This window comes from Nibrella viscosa (genome assembly GCF_039541875.1).
Taxonomy (GTDB): domain Bacteria; phylum Bacteroidota; class Bacteroidia; order Cytophagales; family Spirosomataceae; genus Nibrella; species Nibrella viscosa.
The window spans coordinates 25,898-42,175 of sequence record NZ_BAABHB010000009.1; the positions used below are offsets into that span (position 1 = coordinate 25,898).

A 16,278-nucleotide genomic window follows, 5' to 3' on the forward strand; every position below is an offset into this window, starting at 1 on the left:
CATATATGTTCAGGATACCAACGCGTCCTGTGCTTTGGCGTTTGTCTCTTGCACAACCCGCTCGTAATAGTTTTCGTAGAGCGGCAGTATTTTCGACAATTCAAATTCTTTGGCCCGCTCCAGGGCATTCTTTTTGAAAGCCGGCAGATGCTCGTCATCCAGCACAAAGAGGGCGTTTTTAACCATATCGTTCACATCGCCAACGGGACTCAGGAAACCCGTTACCCCATGAACGTTCAGTTCCGGCAGGCCGCCCGCGTCAGACGTAATCAGAGGCACCTCGCAGGCGAGTGCCTCCAGACCGGCCAGACCAAAGCTCTCGTTTTCAGACGGCATCAGAAACAGATCTGCCACCGACAAGACTTCTTCTACCGCATCGAGCTTACCCAGAAACCGCACGTCTTCGTAAATGCCCAGATCACGGCAAAGCTTCTCAATGCGTGCCCGCTCGGGACCGTCACCCACCAGCAGCATCTTGGCCGGCATATGCTGTTGAATCTTATAAAAAGTCATAACGGCATCGTCGATACGTTTGACCCGCCGGAAGTTGGAGGTATGCACAATCAGCTTCTCGCCGTTGGGGCAGATTGCTTTTTTGAAATGCTCTTTCTGCTGCCGCTGGAACCGGGACAGGTCAATGAAATTAGGAATCACCTCAATATCCCGCTTAATGGCAAAATGCCGGTAGGTGTCGCGCCGAAGGTCTTCTGAAACCGCCGTAACGCCATCTGACTCGTTGATGCTGAACGTCACCACCGGCTCATACGAGGCATCTTTACCCACCAGCGTAATATCTGTACCATGCAGGGTAGTAACTACCGGCACCGTGCGGCCCTGCGCGCGCAGAATCATTTTGGCCATATAAGCCGCCGACGCGTGCGGAATGGCGTAGTGTACATGCAGCAGATCGACATTTTCATTCAGCACCACATTCACCATTTCGCTGGCCAGTGCCGACTCATACGGCGGATACTGAAACAAAGGATAAGACGGTATATTTACTTCGTGGTAAAAGACATTTTCGTTGAAAAAATCGAGCCGGGGCGGCTGCTGGTAGGTAATGAAATGAATCTGGTGGCCATTTTTAGATAGTGCCTTTCCTAACTCGGTAGCAACCACACCACTCCCCCCAAAAGTTGGGTAGCAAACAATGCCAATTCTCATAGATACGAGCCGCTTTAGCAGGAGCGGCTGAATTCATAACAAAAAAATACATGAAAGTTCTCCCGGTGGACCGTAAAGTATTTGTTACGCCGGAAAAATGGCCCTCCGCCCGAAAATCTTGTATCTTTGGAACAACCATTCCGGCACTGGCAGCTATGGTACGAAAACTTCCTCTATCAGCCTTTTTTCTGGGATTTTTACGGCTCATCCGGGTACAGAACCTGCTGATCGTGGTGGGTACGCAGTACCTGGCGCGGGTATGTCTGGTGGGTCCCGAAGCCGGCTCACCGGCCACGCAATGGCCTCAGCTCCTACTTGACCCAGCCTTGTTTCTGCTGTCGCTGTCGACGGTTTGCATCGCGGCTGCCGGTTACGTTATTAACGATTATTTTGACATCAAAATAGACATTGTCAACAAGCCGGAGCGGGTAATTATTGGCCGCTATCTGAAACGCCGGGTGGCTATGGGTGCTCACCAGGTACTCAATGTAATTGGCTGTCTGATTGGCCTGTACCTGAGCCGCTGGGTCTTTGCCGTTGATGTGCTGTCGGTTACGCTGCTGTGGTTTTATTCCGTCTATTTCAAACGACAGCCATTTGTAGGCAACCTGATTGTTTCTTTTCTGACAGCGCTCTCGCTGATCATTCTGGCTGTATACTACCGTCGTAATACCGATTTACTGCTCATTTATGCGGCCTTTTCGTTTTGTATTTCGCTGGTACGGGAGATCATCAAAGACATGGAGGACGTAAAAGGGGATGCCCGCTTCGGCTGCCGAACCCTGCCTATTGTCTGGGGCATCCGCCGGACCAAGTACCTGCTGTACGGGATCATTGCGTTGTTTATTGCTACGCTGTTTCTCATCGCCAACTCACTCGATAACCTCCGGCTGGCGTGGATTTTTATGATTCTGCTTATCCCCATCGGCTGGCTGGTATTCCGCCTGGTCCGGGCCGACACCAAACGCGATTTTAATTACCTCAGCAGCCTGTGCAAACTCATTATGCTGATGGGCGTAGTCAGCATGGTGTGGGTGATATAAAAGACACGGAGCATAGAGTCTGTGTAAAGTACCTATGCTCCGTGCTATATGCTACCCCGTTAGTTCACCGTCAGGTTAAAATTAATGTTGACATCGTCACTGCCGGGGGCAACCGTACCGTTCTTGACGGCAACGCCATTAACGGGAGGCTGGTGCCGCAGCCGCACGTTCAGCTTACCGGTTCCGACGGCACCCGTCCGGGCGGTACCGGTAAGGCCAACCGGAAAGTTTCGGCTATCCCGATCACCGTAGGTATACGTTAGCAGGGTTGCCGGAGTAGCCGTGTATACAAATAAGTGTTCGTCTCTCTTTTCCTGAACTTCGGTCGTTAGGTTTTTGGCCGGCGACTTACTTTCATCCAGCAGGGCAATGGTGAGTGTGTAGGTGGTATTGGCTTTCAGGCTGATGTTATCGAACCGGGTAGGAGCCTGACCGCCGTCGCCATCCGGATCGCGAAAGGTGAATGTTTGCGGGCTGCCCCCTCCCTGTTCAGTAAATGTCAGACTAACGGTTGTAATAAGTTCATTTTCGTCGGCCGGCTCCGGATCTTTCGCTTTATCACAACTGGTGAGAAATAAGCCGAAACCGCCGATTAACAGCAGACCAACCCATGCTTTTGTTCGTGTTCTCATTCGCTTACAGGTTAATATTGAACAGTACTGGATACATACCAGCCGCAAAATTATCTATCTGCAACGATGTTGCAAAAAATATGCAACATTATTGCAAAAATATTGGTTTGTGTCTAAAGCAGTGATTTATCTTTGCAAGCGAAATCTGATTGATGTACTAAGGTTATCCGATGAGGCTGCTCATCGCCGGTACCGAAACCAGTAGGGGTATGAAGCTTACTAATTTTTCCAGAAAAGCCGATGTTGTTGGTATAACCGGTTCGGTATTATGTATACTGCATTGCCTGACCACACCCATCCTGCTGATGACCTCTGCGCTGGTAGCGAACGAGACGGTTCGGGTTGGGTATCTGAGCCTGGATTATCTGTTTATCGGCATCAACATAGCTGCTGTTTATCACGCAACGCGGCATAATACGTCGGCCCTGATCAAAGCTAGTCTGTGGTTCTTCCTGGGGCTGTTTGCGGTGTCGCTGCTGCTGGAAGAAGTCAATCCGGTTTTTGAGTATGTGGCTTACGCAGCCTCGGCTGGTCTGGTTTTCTCGCACCTGTACAACATCCGGTACAGCCGCACGGCTCACGCTCACTAGCCGCCTACGCTTCGGATCTATGATTTGACCAGCAGATCCCTGGCGCTAACCCTTAGCCTTGCAGCCAGTCTGGTACTATACGCCCGGTAGAAATTCGCTAACTACTCTGGTATGCGCTCCATGACACCGACCTGATACCGGTAGGAGTACGGCCTGAGTTGTCCGACCTGTTCATCAGGCCTCCCGTTCTGAACCCTCAGGCGCAGGATCGGCCGAGCCGTTAGTGCCTGAATGTAAGAGCCTATAAGTGCCCCTAAACTGGCCCCACCACTTATACCCAACGCCAGATGTAGCCCAAACACGGCCGGACTCCGGGGGGGCGACTTTTGCAATGATTGATACGTCAGGTAGCCAACGCCGACCCCCCCAATGACCGCCCCTTCCAGCGGACCGGCAAACCAGCCGGTTTGCGGGTACAGACTAACCCGCCTGACAGCTTTCAGGTCAATAACGCTCACCCGGATAGCTTTTTCTTTGTTAGGGTTATCCCTGGTAACGAGGAGTTGCGACTCGTTTGCGTCATACAATATACCTACGATACGATTTCCGGTAAGGGTTGTAATTTTCGCCTGGTATAAACCGACCGTTGCCCGCTGAGCCGGAAGCGGAATCAGATACCCCCACCCCTCTCCCAGCCGCTGAGCCTGTAGCGTTGGTGCAATGCTCAGCAGTAGCCAGACCAGCATAGTTTTTTGTAAAAACGCCATCGTATACGCCCGCTAGTGATGGGCTTTGTTAGTTTGGCCGGCAATTTGCTGCCACAGTTCAGCCAAACGGCGTTGCTGACCGGCTCCTGCGGCCATTATCCTCACGTGTTGTATCCGTTTTGTGGCTGCGGCTAGGCGCTCAGTTGTTTCGGGGTGGGTCGACAAAGCGGAGGGCCCCAACTTGCCCTCTTTAGGTAACACATGCAGCATCCAGACCACGCCCTGCGGATCAATACCCTGCCGGGCCAGGGCCTCCACCGCAAAAGCATCGGCCTGGTCTTCTTTGTCGCGGGAGAATGATAGAGACGTCAGCGAATGGGCATTGTCGATCAGCACTGCCATCAGGCCGGTTACATCGCCGAACAGCAAGGATAGTACGGCATACGAAGCTACCGACCGGGTGAGTTGCTGGAGCGAGTGGCGGTATTCGATATGCGCTGTTTCATGGGCCAGCAAAGCAGCCAGTTGCTCATGGCGGCTCATCCGGTTCAGCAGGCTATCGTACACAACGATATGCCCGCCGGGAATGGCAAAGGCATTGATCTCGTTGTGCTTTACAACGGTTATTTGGCCCGGAAAACGGGTGGGCAGCCCTACCGCCTGCCAGTATGCATTAACCCACTGTGTCCGGGCCGGGTCAACTGGCAGGCGCTCCTCACTGATCACCTGCTTATACAGCACCTCGCCCAATTTCTGTTCCTGCGCCGGTGGTATCAGTTCGACAGCCCGGTCGGCCAGTGCCGGTAAGCCATAGACATACAGTCCCCATGCCAGCGCAATCAGCAACGCTGTAATTAGTAAAACGGTTAGAAATCCCCGCTCCTGCACCCACAGGCGTTTACTCACCTGGGTTAGCGGGCGCCCGGCGTAGCGAGGCAGTACCGCTGCCTGGTAGTCGGCGGTAGCAAAATCGAGGTACTGGTGCGGGAAAGATCCGTATTGCAACCGCGTCTTGCCGGCGGGATGCCAGTCGGCAAGGCGCGTTTTCTTAACCAACCACGTATCCGTGTGCGGAAACCCGTCGGCACTGGCATATGTAATCCGGATTACCTCATCATCCAGGTAAATCTCCGCCGGGTGTGCCTCCGGTAACGTTCCATCAAAAAAGGTAGCCTGTACAGACATTCGTCAGTGACTAATCATTGCGACCGAAATTTACGTTATAATTGGTAACCAACTACGCACGGTGTCATGGAGAGTCGTCAACGGGATTGACGGGAGAAATACGCCATCAACTACAACACCTAAAGATCGGCCATGCCACACTGGCGATTGAAACCGACACCGGCAGTTACCGGCCTGGGAACTGCCGAACCGGCTATGATTTTCCGGGAAAGAGGTACTTCGTCACAATCACAAAAAAGGCGGTCACATTGACCGTTGTAGAGCCGATGAGCGCAATGGTAACCGCTTCGGGTATGTTGAGCCAGCCGATCCCTTCGGCAATGATAATGCCCAGAATCACCACCAGCCAACCCACAACCATCCAGAAAATCCACTGCGCAAATTTCTTGCGCTCGCGAATATCCTGCACAAAACTATCCAGCCGGGCTTTCCGCTCTTCCTGATCGTACTGGTTAAACTCACCCTGCGAAAGGCTGCTGCTGCGGGGGTCGGCGGAGGAGGATTCGATGAGTCGCTTAAATACTTCTTTGGCTTTCTCCTCACTCTCCGACATGGGTTCTGATGATTTCGGTGAAATAGTCTTTGATGAGGTTGTTATCTATTGGCTCATACTCGGCAATTCCGCTTTCGGTACGGCTAACGGCCTGGTACCAGGGCGAGCCTTCGGTATGCGTCCAGTTGGAGAGTTGGATGGCGTTAAAATCTTTGGTAATGTCCCAGGCCATATTAATGGTGTTCTGCGCCTGTCTGTCGATGACATCGCCCTCGTCTACAAAACTATCGTCTTCCCAGAAACCCATTTTTACTGCTCTAGTAATGGGGTTGTTCCCCCAGTTTTTAAATCGGTAGTAAATATCACGGATAACGGGTCCGTAGGTCCAGGCTTCCACCTGCTCTTTGATGAGGGGCTTTTCGTAGCGGGCCAGGTGCAGCCCGTGCGCAAAGTAGATGAGTTTCTGCAACTTCATCGGGGTCACGGGCTTTCCTTGGGCAATGCCTTTGTTAATAAACTGACTGGCGATAACCAGAGCCGGGTACATAGTCATGAGTGACCTTCTGGTCGTGTTGTTTACTGAAAAATCAATAATCAAAGATACAATTATCTCTGTTCCAAAACCATAGACTCCGCCGGCGCAGGCGCCCGAAACTAAAAATGCCGGAAATCAGCTTCCGGCACATTTTTTCAGGGGCTTTCGGTTACGGCTTTCGTCGTTTCAGCGCCAGATCGTGGGCGGTATCGTAGTATGAGCGGAGGTTGGTCCAGTCAAACACCTCGGCAATGCTCTCTACCCGGTTTCGCTGGGCAATACGGTCGCGCTGCGACATCCGCACGAATCGGAAGAGGATATTAGCGAGCTGGTCGGCGGCTTCGTTGAACGACTGGGTCCGGCGATTGACCACGTAGATACCCCGGTTTTCGTAATCCCGCATAATTTGCATGATAAAATCGCCGAAGCCGGACTGATCGCTGGTGACGGTTGGAATTCCGCGCACGACGCACTCCAGGGGTGTATAGCCCCAGGGCTCGTAGTAGCTCGGGAAAACGCCCAGGTGGCAGCCCCGCACAAACTGACCGTAATCGAGACCGAACAGCGGATTGGTAGACGCGATAAAATCGGGGTGGTACACAATCTTCACCCGGTCAAACTCATTGTTCACCAGTTTAGCCTGCCGGATAAAGTGGGTCATGGCATCTTCCTGCACCAGGTCGTGCGTCACAAAGCGGGGCAGTTGTTTGGTCTTCCAGCTTTGAATGGTCCGCCGGAGCCGGAGCCGCCAGTACTCGTCCACAAAACTGTTCAGGTCCGGCATGGTAATGTCTGAATTGGACGCTGCGGCCTGAAACAGTCGTTCGCCTACCTGCTGCTCAATAGCCTCGCAGGTTTCCTGAATTTCTTCCAGCAGGGCACGGGAATGAAGCACCTCGGGGTTGATGGAGTGGTACGGCTGTTTGGTCACCATAAACATCACCACGGTGGTATCCATATTAGCTTCGCGCATCCGCCAGTTCAACCGAGCCAGGGCCTCGAGCGTCAGGTCGTATCCTTTATTGCTAAACTCAAACCGGCCGGAGGTAAAGAAGTAAAGTGTTTTCTCCAGATCGAATGAATAGGTCTGGAAGAAGTGCCCCATCACAAACTCGTGAATTTTGGCCTTGTATTTAACGTGCAGGTTTTGAAACTCATGCACGGCCGTGAACCGCATGATGTTCAGGCCATTGGGTAATACCAGGTCGGGGTTTCGGCCCAGGAACACCTCACATTCACGGGCCGTCACATCGCTGACGGTCGTAAACACATGCGCCTGCTGGGCAGCCAGTCGTTCAATGGTTGCCTGCGTTTCGATATTGTAATGCCGGGCTTCGCGCAGCCAGTCGAAGAACGGCAGCTTGCCATAAAATCCTTCTTCGTTCTGAGCCAGGTAGCGCCCCAGCATAGTGGCGTGGGTGGTGAAAACCGTCGCAACTTTTACATTCTCCCGGCGCAGGTCGGGCAACCCGGTACTGGCCATCCATTCGTGAAAATGCGCTACCAGATCGACCCGGCGGGCGTGGTCATCGGCCAGTAGCTTAATAAATACGCGAGCCGCTTCACCAAAAGCAATCACCTGGTTGACGAGGTCTTCGACCCCCAGCGTTGAGAGTTGGTGCCGCTCCCAGAGATCATGCTTGATCTGGTTGAGCTGCGGGGTAACGCTCTCCAAATGGAACAGCACAATCCTGGGCCGGCCGGTTATCAGCCAGTAGCCGTACTCGACGGCGTAGCCCATCTGCCGCATTTTTCTGACAGTCTGGCCAATCTCCGTCTCATCCGGTTCGGTAATGGGTTCATATTCGGCGGCCGCCCGCTGAGGGAAATAAGGACCAAGACAAATGTAGTCATCGCCCCATTTTTCAACCATAGCCGGTACTTTTGAACGGATAACCGTATAGATGCCGCCGACCTGATTGCAAACCTCCCAGGCTAACTCAAGCAATAATTTACGCTTCGATGTAGAGAATACTGATTCCAAAATTATGGGGCTGTTTTGAACGTAACCAGACGTAATCAGCGCTAAGATACAAAGGCTACTTTACAAAAGAAGCTGATTCTATTACTCGGTTGCGCTCGTTTTGGTACAAGGTATAATTAAAATCAGGTTGGATACTATACGCGCCATGCTCGCCTTTTTTGTTGATGGCCAGATACCCAACCTGAAAATCTTTATAGTTCTGTTTGCCGGTGATACGCCGGGCTGCTTCCAGACAGGCCTCCTGGGGTGTACGTCCCTGCCGCATCAGCTCTACCACCAGAAAGGCCCCGCAGGTTTTCATCACGGCTTCGCCCAGCCCCGTTGCCACGGCCGCCCCGATTTCGTTATCGACGAACAAACCGGCTCCGATAATGGGCGAGTCGCCGACCCGGCCGTGCATTTTAAAGGCCAGTCCGCTGGTGGTACAGGCTCCGGAGAGGTTACCCCTACTGTCAATCGCCAGCATACCAATGGTATCGTGCCGCTCGATATTGATAATGGGTTTATACTGCGCCGTTTTCAGCCACTCCTGCCACTTTTTCTGGGCGTGAGGAGTTAAAAGGTTTTCTTTTTTGAATCCCTGTGCCAGGGCAAACTGCAAGGCCCCCTCCCCACTGAGCATTACATGCGGGGTCTTCTCCATCACCGCCCTCGCTACCGAGATTGGGTGCATAATATGCTCCAGGAAGGTGACCGACCCGGCATTGCCCTTCTCATCCATGATACAGGCATCGAGCGTCACGCGGCCGTCGCGGTCAGGTAAGCCGCCGTAACCAACGCTGGTATCATTGGTGTCAGCTTCCGGAATACGAACACCTGCTTCTACAGCGTCTAAGGCGGAGCCTCCTTTTTTCAGCACCGCAATGGCCGCTTCATTGGCTTTAAGTTGCCGCCAGGTAGAGATAACAAGCGGGTAGCCGGGAGCCGATTCAGGATTTTCATTAGATGTAGGTGCCGACTGAAGAGCAGAGGGTATCCAGCCAGCCAGCGCACTTAACGAGATGAAGCGTCGGCGATTGAGCATAGTTCTGTGGGTTACGGCTTAAAGAAAAGAAAATAACCAATTGCTTTTACTACTTTTACCCGATTTATTGCATCCGACGCTCGCGAGTAATGGCTGATACGAGTAAACATATTTTGCTGATGGACGGACCCGATAACAAGGGCCTAATTTACCACGTAACCGGAGTCCTGTTTCGCCACGGGCTCAATATCATTCGCAACAACGAATACGTAAGTCCCTCCCGGCAGTTCTTTATGCGGACCGAATTTGAAGGTAATTTTAATACCGATGTCCTGCTGAACGAACTGCAAACGACCCTGCCGCCGGGCATTACGTTCCGTATCAACCCGAAGAAAAAAAAGAATATTGTAGTGTTTGTAACCAAAGAACATCACTGCCTTGCCGAACTCCTGATCCGTTACGCTTTTAATGAACTGGACGCCGACATCCTGGCCGTTATCAGCAATTACAATGTGCTACAACCGCTGGTGAGCAAGTTCGGTATCCCGTTTCATTACATCTCCCACGAACACCGGAGCCGCGAAGAACACGAAGAAGCCATTTTGCGCACCCTGCGCATTTACGACCCCGAATACCTGGTGCTGGCCAAATACATGCGCGTGCTAACGGCCGGCTTTGTGCAGCACTATCCCAACCGGATTATCAACATCCATCACTCCTTTCTGCCGGCGTTTATCGGGGCCAGCCCCTACCGGCAGGCCTATGAGCGGGGCGTAAAAATCATCGGTGCCACGGCCCACTTTGTGAACAACGACCTCGACGAAGGACCCATTATTGCACAAAACGTAAAGGAGGTAGACCACCGCCACACAGCCGCCGATATGGCAACGGAAGGGAAAGACGTTGAAAAAATCGTGCTGTCGCAGGCCTTGAAACTCGTCTTCAACGACCGTGTTTTTATCCACGAAAACCGGTCTGTTGTGCTGTAGTTTGGCCTATGCGATAATTTAGGCACCAATTAACCAGAAAATAGTATATTTCAGTTCAGTTAACCCTCCGTTTACCTCCGTTGCAGCTATCATGCAAAAACTTCAAACCCTCGACTACACTGTTTTTTTTGTTTACTTCATTATTGTAGCCGTTTATGGTTACTGGATTTATCATCGGAAGAAAGCCAAGGAAGCGTCCTCAACTGATTTCTTTCTGGCCGAGGGCTCCCTTACGTGGTGGGCTATCGGGGCGTCACTTATTGCATCGAACATTTCAGCCGAGCAGTTCATCGGTGCTTCCGGAAACGGGTTTTCGATGGGCCTGGCCATTGCGACTTATGAGTGGATGGCAGCCGCGACGCTGATTGTGGTCGGTGTCTTTTTTATGCCTATCTATCTGAAGAACCATATCTTCACGATGCCTCAGTTTCTGACCAAGCGGTATAACAATACCGTGAGTACCATTATGGCTGTATTCTGGCTGTTTCTGTACATCGTGGTCAACTTGACATCTATTCTGTACCTGGGTGCGCTGGCCATCAGCACCGTGTCCGGTTTAAATTTCACCTTTTGTATGATTGGGCTGGCTGTGTTTGCAATCATCATTACCATTGGTGGGATGAAGGTTATCGGCTATACCGATGTCATTCAGGTCTTCTTTCTGATACTTGGCGGATTAGCCACTACCTACCTGGCGCTGGATCTGGTATCCAACAAATTTGGTACAGCCGGCGTAACAAATGGGTTTGGGTTGATGCTGGAGAACGTACCCGATCATTTCGACATGATTTTCACGAAGGATCAACCCTATTATATGTCCTTACCTGGTTTATCGGTCCTGATCGGTGGTATGTGGATTGTAAACCTGAATTACTGGGGTTGCAACCAATACATTACCCAACGGGCGCTGGGTGCCGATCTGAAAACCGCCCGGGAAGGAATTCTCTTTGCAGCTTTCTTAAAACTGCTGATGCCGATTATTGTGATTCTGCCCGGTATTGCCGCCTACACCCTATACCAGCAGGGTCTGTTTCAGCAGGAGATGATGACCGGTGGTGAGCTAAACCAGGATAATGCGTATCCAGTTCTGCTAAACCTGCTGCCCACGGGGCTGAAAGGTCTCTCGTTTGCTGCACTCACGGCTGCGGTAGTTGCCTCACTGGCGGGTAAAGCCAATAGTATTTCTACCATCTTCACGCTCGACATCTACAAAAAGTTTATTGTCCCCGAGGCTAGTGAGCGGCATCAGGTCCGAATTGGCCGGATTGCGGTCGTAGTTGCCATGGTTATTGCAATCGTTATCTCACCGTATCTGGGCATCGATAAGAAAGGCGGTTTTCAGTTTATTCAGGAAATGACAGGCCTGGTTTCGCCGGGCGTTTTTGCCGCATTTGTCATGGGTTTCTTCTGGAAGAAGACAAACTCAACAGCGGCCCTGATTGCCATTGTCGGGGGTTTTCTGCTGGCCGTAACCCTACACTTCGTCGCACCCGGCATTCCGTTCCTCGACCGGATGGGAATTGTGTTCCTGATTTGCATAGGGCTAATGGTAGCCGTAAGTCTGGCCCAGCCTAGTGCCAAAGGACTGAATATAGATGCCTCTATGTTCCGTACCACGCGCAGCTTCGCCTTTGGGGCGGGCGTTATTGTGGTCGTGCTGACATTCCTGTACGCGTACTTTTGGTAATTTGCTTACTCCGGCACAACCCGGCAAAGCCTTACCGGTCGGTAAGGCTTTGTTGTTTTACCGAGTCTATCACCGCCCGGATTATCGTCTCATCCGACTCAATGCGCTCGTACTCACCCAGCGTAGCCGACGCCATACTCAAGCCAGCCCGGCGAAATAGCATTGGACTGGCCTGGCTAATTTTTCCGCTTAAATGAATAGCCTGTACCCCGGCCCTGGCCAACTGCGGTGCATTGCTCCGACTTACGCCGGCTCCAGCCATGATAGCAATCCGGTCGTTTGCCCGATCTGCCAACTGACCCAATAGCTCTATGCCCAGCTCAACCGATGGTTGCTGACCCGAAGTTAAGAGGGTAGTAGCTCCGGTGCGGATAACGGCCTCCAGTGCCTCCAGCGGGTCAGGTGTCATATCAAAAGCCCGATGAAAGGTGACAGGCAGCGGGCTGGCTAACTCAACCAGCTGCCGGGTGCGGTCTTCGTCAACCGTACCGTCGGCCCGGAGCAGTCCCAGCACAATGCCATCGGCACCCAGTGTTTTACTTAGCGCGATATCGGCCTGCATCACGGCCATTTCCGTTTCGGAATACAGGAAATCCCCCCCACGGGGGCGTACCATAACATACAGGCTAATGTGCAGGTGCCGGCGGGCCTGCTGAATCAGGCCCGCACTTGGTGTAAGGCCGCCTTCGCTCACGCTGCTACAGAGTTCGACGCGGTGGGCCCCCGCCCGCTGGGCCGTCAGGCAGGATTCCAGGGAATACGTACAGATTTCAACAAGCATATAGAAAGGAGAGAAGCCATACCGGCTACCCGGTATTTACAGAGCGGCCGCAGCTATATATGAAAAATAAATTGGACAGTGCTGCTTTTGTCGTTCGAAAAATAAATCTATTATTAGCAAGTCAAACAAATGAACAGCCGTTTGGTTAATGGCATTAACTTTCAGCCTGCATCAGTTTAAAAGATTACCGGCAGAAAGCTTTGGAGATTCAATTTTTTTTACTTTTGCACCCTCAAATACTGAATTAGTTATAAAAAACAGCAAAAAATATGTACTGGACACTTGAACTTGCATCGTACCTGGAAGACGCCCCCTGGCCAGCTACTAAAGATGAATTAATTGATTATTCCATTCGGTCAGGCGCTCCGCTCGAAGTAGTTGAAAACCTACAGGAGCTGGAAGATGATGGCCAGCCGTATGAAAGCATTGAAGAAATCTGGCCCGATTACCCAACCAAAGATGATTTTTTCTTCAACGAAGACGAGTACTAACCAACAAAATTGTAGTGTATAAGCAGAAGCGTGGCCCCTGGGCTACGCTTTATTTATGGCCGTTGGTGCCGATAGGCCAGCCTGCCCAATTACCGCTTCCATATAAGCTTTGAAGCGCCCTTCCTCCTGCTGTTTCTCCGCCGAAGTCCAGCCCAGCTCGCGAGCCATCAGGCTTGCCACGCCCGGTAAGACCTCCAGCGTAGCCAGCCAGTCGACCAGGCCGAGCCGGATCCGGCGCAGGAGAATATCAGCAAGCGTCTGGGCCATTTCTTCCCGTACGGCATATACCACCTCGGCACCTATGAACGGATGCCTAGCAGTTAATGGCTCAGCCAGTTCCGGCTCATCAGCGCACAGTACAGCTATGACTTCGGCCTTTACCCCATAGGTATTGATTAAATGGGTGGCAACCTCAGCCGACAAAGCCGGATGGTTTCGGCGAAAAGCAACCCGAAATGCTTCGGTAAATCCCTCGCTGCCGGTCAGACTGGTCGTTTCGGACCGGCAGGGCAACGACTGTCCGAGAATCGCCCCGCAGGTATCAATCGTTTCCTCAGCCATCAGCCGGTAGGTCGTCCATTTGCCTCCCATGATACTTACCAGCTTCGACTGCGGGTCTACTTCAACCTCATGGTCTCGTATAACATTGCGGGTTTCGGTTTTAGGCAGGTCGGGGTTCTGGTCGGGCTGGAGTAGCGGGCGCAGACCGGCAAAGCCGCCTGTTACCTGCTCCGCAGAGACCGGTTCTTTCAAAAACTTATTGACATGCTCCAGCAGATACTCGGCTTCGTCGGGCTGAAGGTAGGGCGTTTCGTGCGGGTCGGCCGGCGTATCGGTGGTCCCAATCAGCCAGTGATTGCGCCAGGGAATGGCAAACAGCACCCGGCCATCTTTGGTTTTCGGCACCAGCAGGGCGGCTTCGGCCGGTGGCATGGCATTGGCCGGCAACACCACATGAGCTCCTTTGCTGGCCTGCATTCGGGGGCGCAGCCTTGTCTGTGCCGCCTTACGAAGGGTGTCGGCATTGGTACCCGTTGCGTTGACAAACACCTTCGCCCGAATGACAAACGTTTCCCCCGTCAGCCGGTCTTTTACCGCAACGGATTTTAGCCGTCCCTGGGCATCAACCTCAAACCGTTCGGCCCGCAGGTGGTTGCCTACGACGGCCCCGTGGGCAGCAGCCGTCTGTACCAGGGCCAGATTCAATCGGACATCATCAAACTGCCCGTCATAATACAAGACAGCGCTATGAAGCCGCTGCCGGTCAAAGGCCGGAAAGCGCTTCAGCGTTTCTTCTTTAGACAGCCACCGGCTGGGGCTCAGCCTTCGGCTTCCCGCCAACAGATCATACAGTTTCAGCCCTATTGTATAATACAGCCCTTCGAAGAGATCAAAGCAGGGCGTAAGCAATGCCAGCGGATGCACCAGGTGAGGGGCAATCTGCAAGAGGGTTTTCCGCTCATGTAGTGCCTTCCGGACGAGCGACAGTTGCCGGTGGTCGAAGTTCTTGAAAGCCTGCTCCAGATAGCGTACCCCTCCATGCACCAGCTTGGTAGAGGTGCCGGAGGTAGCAGCCCCAAAATCGTCCTGCTCAATAAGGGCAGTACGGAACCCCCGCGTAGCTGCATCGAGCGCACAGCCGGCACCGGTTGCTCCTCCGCCAATTATGCAAATATCAAAGTCTTCGGAACGTAACCGGTGCAGACTGGTCGTACGATTCATAACCTATCAGGAGGATTGGTCGGCCGGAGTCCGTTTGTCGGCCCGGTTGTATTTTTTGGATGCGTATAAAAAGCCGAACGCTTCGGCCCCGTCGCGGGCGTGAACCCGGTGGTGGACATAGTGCGCCCGGATAATCCGCTGCAAATAGGGATTACGGGCGGTAAACTTGATTTTGATGCGCCGGTGAACAATTATATCGTGAAAGATGAAGTAACAGAGGCCGTACAGCGTAACGCCGATGCCGATCCAGGTCAGGAACCAAAACGACGGAATTTCTATCCCGGCGATTACCAAGCCGGCCGCCACGAAACTGAACAATACACTAAAGAGGTCATTTACCTCCAGAAAACCTTTGTGGTGATTATGGTGCGAATGGTGCCAGCGCCACATAAAACCGTGCATAATGTATTTGTGGGTAAACCAGGCCACCCCTTCCATGAAAAGAAATGTACCAATAACCAGGGCAACGTTTAGCAGCATTTTTGTGTTATATAGGTAACAAACGGTAGTTGTTTCTACATATTATCTGTGTAGTAACAGATTGGACAAAAGAAAGGTTAGCGGGTTTGGGTACGAAAGATAACATTTTACAATTTGTTAAAGAAATAGATTCATCCCACGTTTGTTTATTACCCGGAGACCCGTATATTTAAACGTGATCAATACTCAAGCTGTGGGTAGGTCAAACATGGACTATAGGGCGCTCAAGGACCTGGTACGCCAGGGCGAGGGCAGCAACCTCGAATTTAAATTGAAATCCAATCATCCCGAACGCATTATACGGGAGGTGGTCGCTTTCGCTAATACAGACGGTGGTACACTCCTGATCGGCATTGGTGACGATAAGACGATTCAGGGCCTTAAATACGCCGACGAAGACGAGTATCTGCTGACGCGGGCGATTGAGAAGTACTGCTACCCGGCTATTGATTACTCCATCGACCGGGTTACACTGGCCTGCGACCGCGATGTGCTGGTGATTTATGTGCCCCGCAGCGAAAACCGCCCGCACTACGTTATCCCCGACCCTACGAATCAGGAATTGAAAAAAGCCTACGTGCGGGTCGATGATAAGTCCATTCAGGCCAGTAAGGAAGTGCGGGAAATTCTGAAGGGCGAAAAAGCGTCGCGCAACATCCGGTTCAGCTATGGTGAAAAGGAGCAAAAACTGATGCAGCATTTGGGCGAACACGACAGCATTACGGTAGACCTGTTTGCTTCTGTTGCTGGTATTTCCCGCAAAATAGCGTCGCGCACGCTGGTACTACTGGTGCTGGCTAATGTATTACAGGTTCACCCGAACGAAATGACAGACCGGTATACATCGCGGGCGGCATATTAATTGTATACACGCAAAAATAGCAGGGCCGC

At 52.2% G+C, this 16,278-nt stretch carries 17 protein-coding genes; 6 read left to right on the forward strand and 11 right to left on the reverse strand.

Annotation, left to right across the window (positions count from 1 at the left end):
• Positions 1-9: 9 nt before the first annotated feature.
• Entirely contained in the window at positions 10-1,164 is a 1,155-nt protein-coding gene (gene bshA, locus ABD931_RS19550) for an N-acetyl-alpha-D-glucosaminyl L-malate synthase BshA (RefSeq protein WP_345269585.1), read from the reverse strand.
• Between the two features lie 155 nt (positions 1,165-1,319).
• Here bshA and ABD931_RS19555 point away from each other — a divergent pair, with 155 nt between their 5' ends.
• The gene (locus ABD931_RS19555) at positions 1,320-2,207 is read left to right on the forward strand and encodes a geranylgeranylglycerol-phosphate geranylgeranyltransferase (protein ID WP_345269586.1); all 888 of its coding nucleotides are present in this window, start codon (positions 1,320-1,322) and stop codon (positions 2,205-2,207) included.
• 59 nt (positions 2,208-2,266) lie between these two features.
• On the opposite strand, the gene ABD931_RS19560 is transcribed toward ABD931_RS19555, so the two are convergent.
• Positions 2,267-2,839 carry a hypothetical protein gene (locus ABD931_RS19560; RefSeq protein ID WP_345269588.1) on the reverse strand — a complete coding sequence of 191 codons (573 nt, stop codon included), beginning with the start codon at positions 2,837-2,839 and terminating at the stop codon, positions 2,267-2,269.
• A gap of 209 nt (positions 2,840-3,048) precedes the next feature.
• Between ABD931_RS19560 and ABD931_RS19565 the strand changes: the two genes are divergently transcribed.
• The gene (locus ABD931_RS19565; protein ID WP_345269589.1) at positions 3,049-3,429 is read left to right on the forward strand and encodes a MerC domain-containing protein; all 381 of its coding nucleotides are present in this window, start codon (positions 3,049-3,051) and stop codon (positions 3,427-3,429) included.
• Between the two features lie 101 nt (positions 3,430-3,530).
• On the opposite strand, the gene ABD931_RS19570 is transcribed toward ABD931_RS19565, so the two are convergent.
• From ABD931_RS19570 to ABD931_RS19595, 6 genes are all read right to left on the reverse strand, one after another.
• A complete protein-coding gene (locus ABD931_RS19570; protein WP_345269590.1) occupies positions 3,531-4,115 on the reverse strand; it encodes a hypothetical protein in 585 nt (194 codons plus the stop codon).
• 33 nt (positions 4,116-4,148) lie between these two features.
• Positions 4,149-5,261, reverse strand: a complete 1,113-nt coding sequence (locus ABD931_RS19575) for a M48 family metallopeptidase (RefSeq protein WP_345269591.1) — start codon at positions 5,259-5,261, stop codon at positions 4,149-4,151.
• A 193-nt stretch (positions 5,262-5,454) separates the two neighbouring features.
• Entirely contained in the window at positions 5,455-5,814 is a 360-nt protein-coding gene (locus ABD931_RS19580; protein WP_345269592.1) for a hypothetical protein, read from the reverse strand.
• Positions 5,801-6,307: a Panacea domain-containing protein gene (locus ABD931_RS19585; RefSeq protein ID WP_345269593.1), complete on the reverse strand. Its 507-nt coding sequence runs from the start codon at positions 6,305-6,307 to the stop codon at positions 5,801-5,803. The genes ABD931_RS19580 and ABD931_RS19585 overlap by 14 nt, the downstream gene beginning before the upstream one ends.
• A 151-nt stretch (positions 6,308-6,458) precedes the next feature.
• Positions 6,459-8,273, reverse strand: a complete 1,815-nt coding sequence (locus tag ABD931_RS19590; protein WP_345269595.1) for a glycosyltransferase — start codon at positions 8,271-8,273, stop codon at positions 6,459-6,461.
• A gap of 55 nt (positions 8,274-8,328) precedes the next feature.
• Positions 8,329-9,297, reverse strand: coding sequence for an isoaspartyl peptidase/L-asparaginase family protein (locus ABD931_RS19595; protein ID WP_345269596.1), 969 nt, complete (start codon positions 9,295-9,297; stop codon positions 8,329-8,331).
• An 89-nt stretch (positions 9,298-9,386) separates the two neighbouring features.
• Between ABD931_RS19595 and purU the strand changes: the two genes are divergently transcribed.
• Both purU and ABD931_RS19605 read left to right on the forward strand, forming a co-directional pair.
• Positions 9,387-10,226: a formyltetrahydrofolate deformylase gene (gene purU, locus ABD931_RS19600; protein ID WP_345269597.1), complete on the forward strand. Its 840-nt coding sequence runs from the start codon at positions 9,387-9,389 to the stop codon at positions 10,224-10,226.
• Positions 10,227-10,317: 91 nt separating this feature from the next.
• Entirely contained in the window at positions 10,318-11,913 is a 1,596-nt protein-coding gene (locus tag ABD931_RS19605) for a sodium/sugar symporter (protein ID WP_345269598.1), read from the forward strand.
• Positions 11,914-11,944: 31 nt separating this feature from the next.
• On the opposite strand, the gene ABD931_RS19610 is transcribed toward ABD931_RS19605, so the two are convergent.
• Positions 11,945-12,694 carry a copper homeostasis protein CutC gene (locus ABD931_RS19610; protein ID WP_345269599.1) on the reverse strand — a complete coding sequence of 250 codons (750 nt, stop codon included), beginning with the start codon at positions 12,692-12,694 and terminating at the stop codon, positions 11,945-11,947.
• A 269-nt stretch (positions 12,695-12,963) separates the two neighbouring features.
• Here ABD931_RS19610 and ABD931_RS19615 point away from each other — a divergent pair, with 269 nt between their 5' ends.
• Positions 12,964-13,185: a DUF2795 domain-containing protein gene (locus ABD931_RS19615; RefSeq protein ID WP_009284883.1), complete on the forward strand. Its 222-nt coding sequence runs from the start codon at positions 12,964-12,966 to the stop codon at positions 13,183-13,185.
• Between the two features lie 42 nt (positions 13,186-13,227).
• On the opposite strand, the gene ABD931_RS19620 is transcribed toward ABD931_RS19615, so the two are convergent.
• Together ABD931_RS19620 and ABD931_RS19625 are read right to left on the reverse strand one after the other, a co-directional pair.
• Positions 13,228-14,907: a glycerol-3-phosphate dehydrogenase/oxidase gene (locus tag ABD931_RS19620; RefSeq protein ID WP_345269600.1), complete on the reverse strand. Its 1,680-nt coding sequence runs from the start codon at positions 14,905-14,907 to the stop codon at positions 13,228-13,230.
• Positions 14,908-14,913: 6 nt separating this feature from the next.
• Positions 14,914-15,387 carry a sterol desaturase family protein gene (locus ABD931_RS19625; RefSeq protein WP_345269601.1) on the reverse strand — a complete coding sequence of 158 codons (474 nt, stop codon included), beginning with the start codon at positions 15,385-15,387 and terminating at the stop codon, positions 14,914-14,916.
• 193 nt (positions 15,388-15,580) lie between these two features.
• Here ABD931_RS19625 and ABD931_RS19630 point away from each other — a divergent pair, with 193 nt between their 5' ends.
• Positions 15,581-16,249, forward strand: coding sequence for an AlbA family DNA-binding domain-containing protein (locus tag ABD931_RS19630; RefSeq protein ID WP_345269602.1), 669 nt, complete (start codon positions 15,581-15,583; stop codon positions 16,247-16,249).
• Positions 16,250-16,278 lie beyond the last annotated feature (29 nt).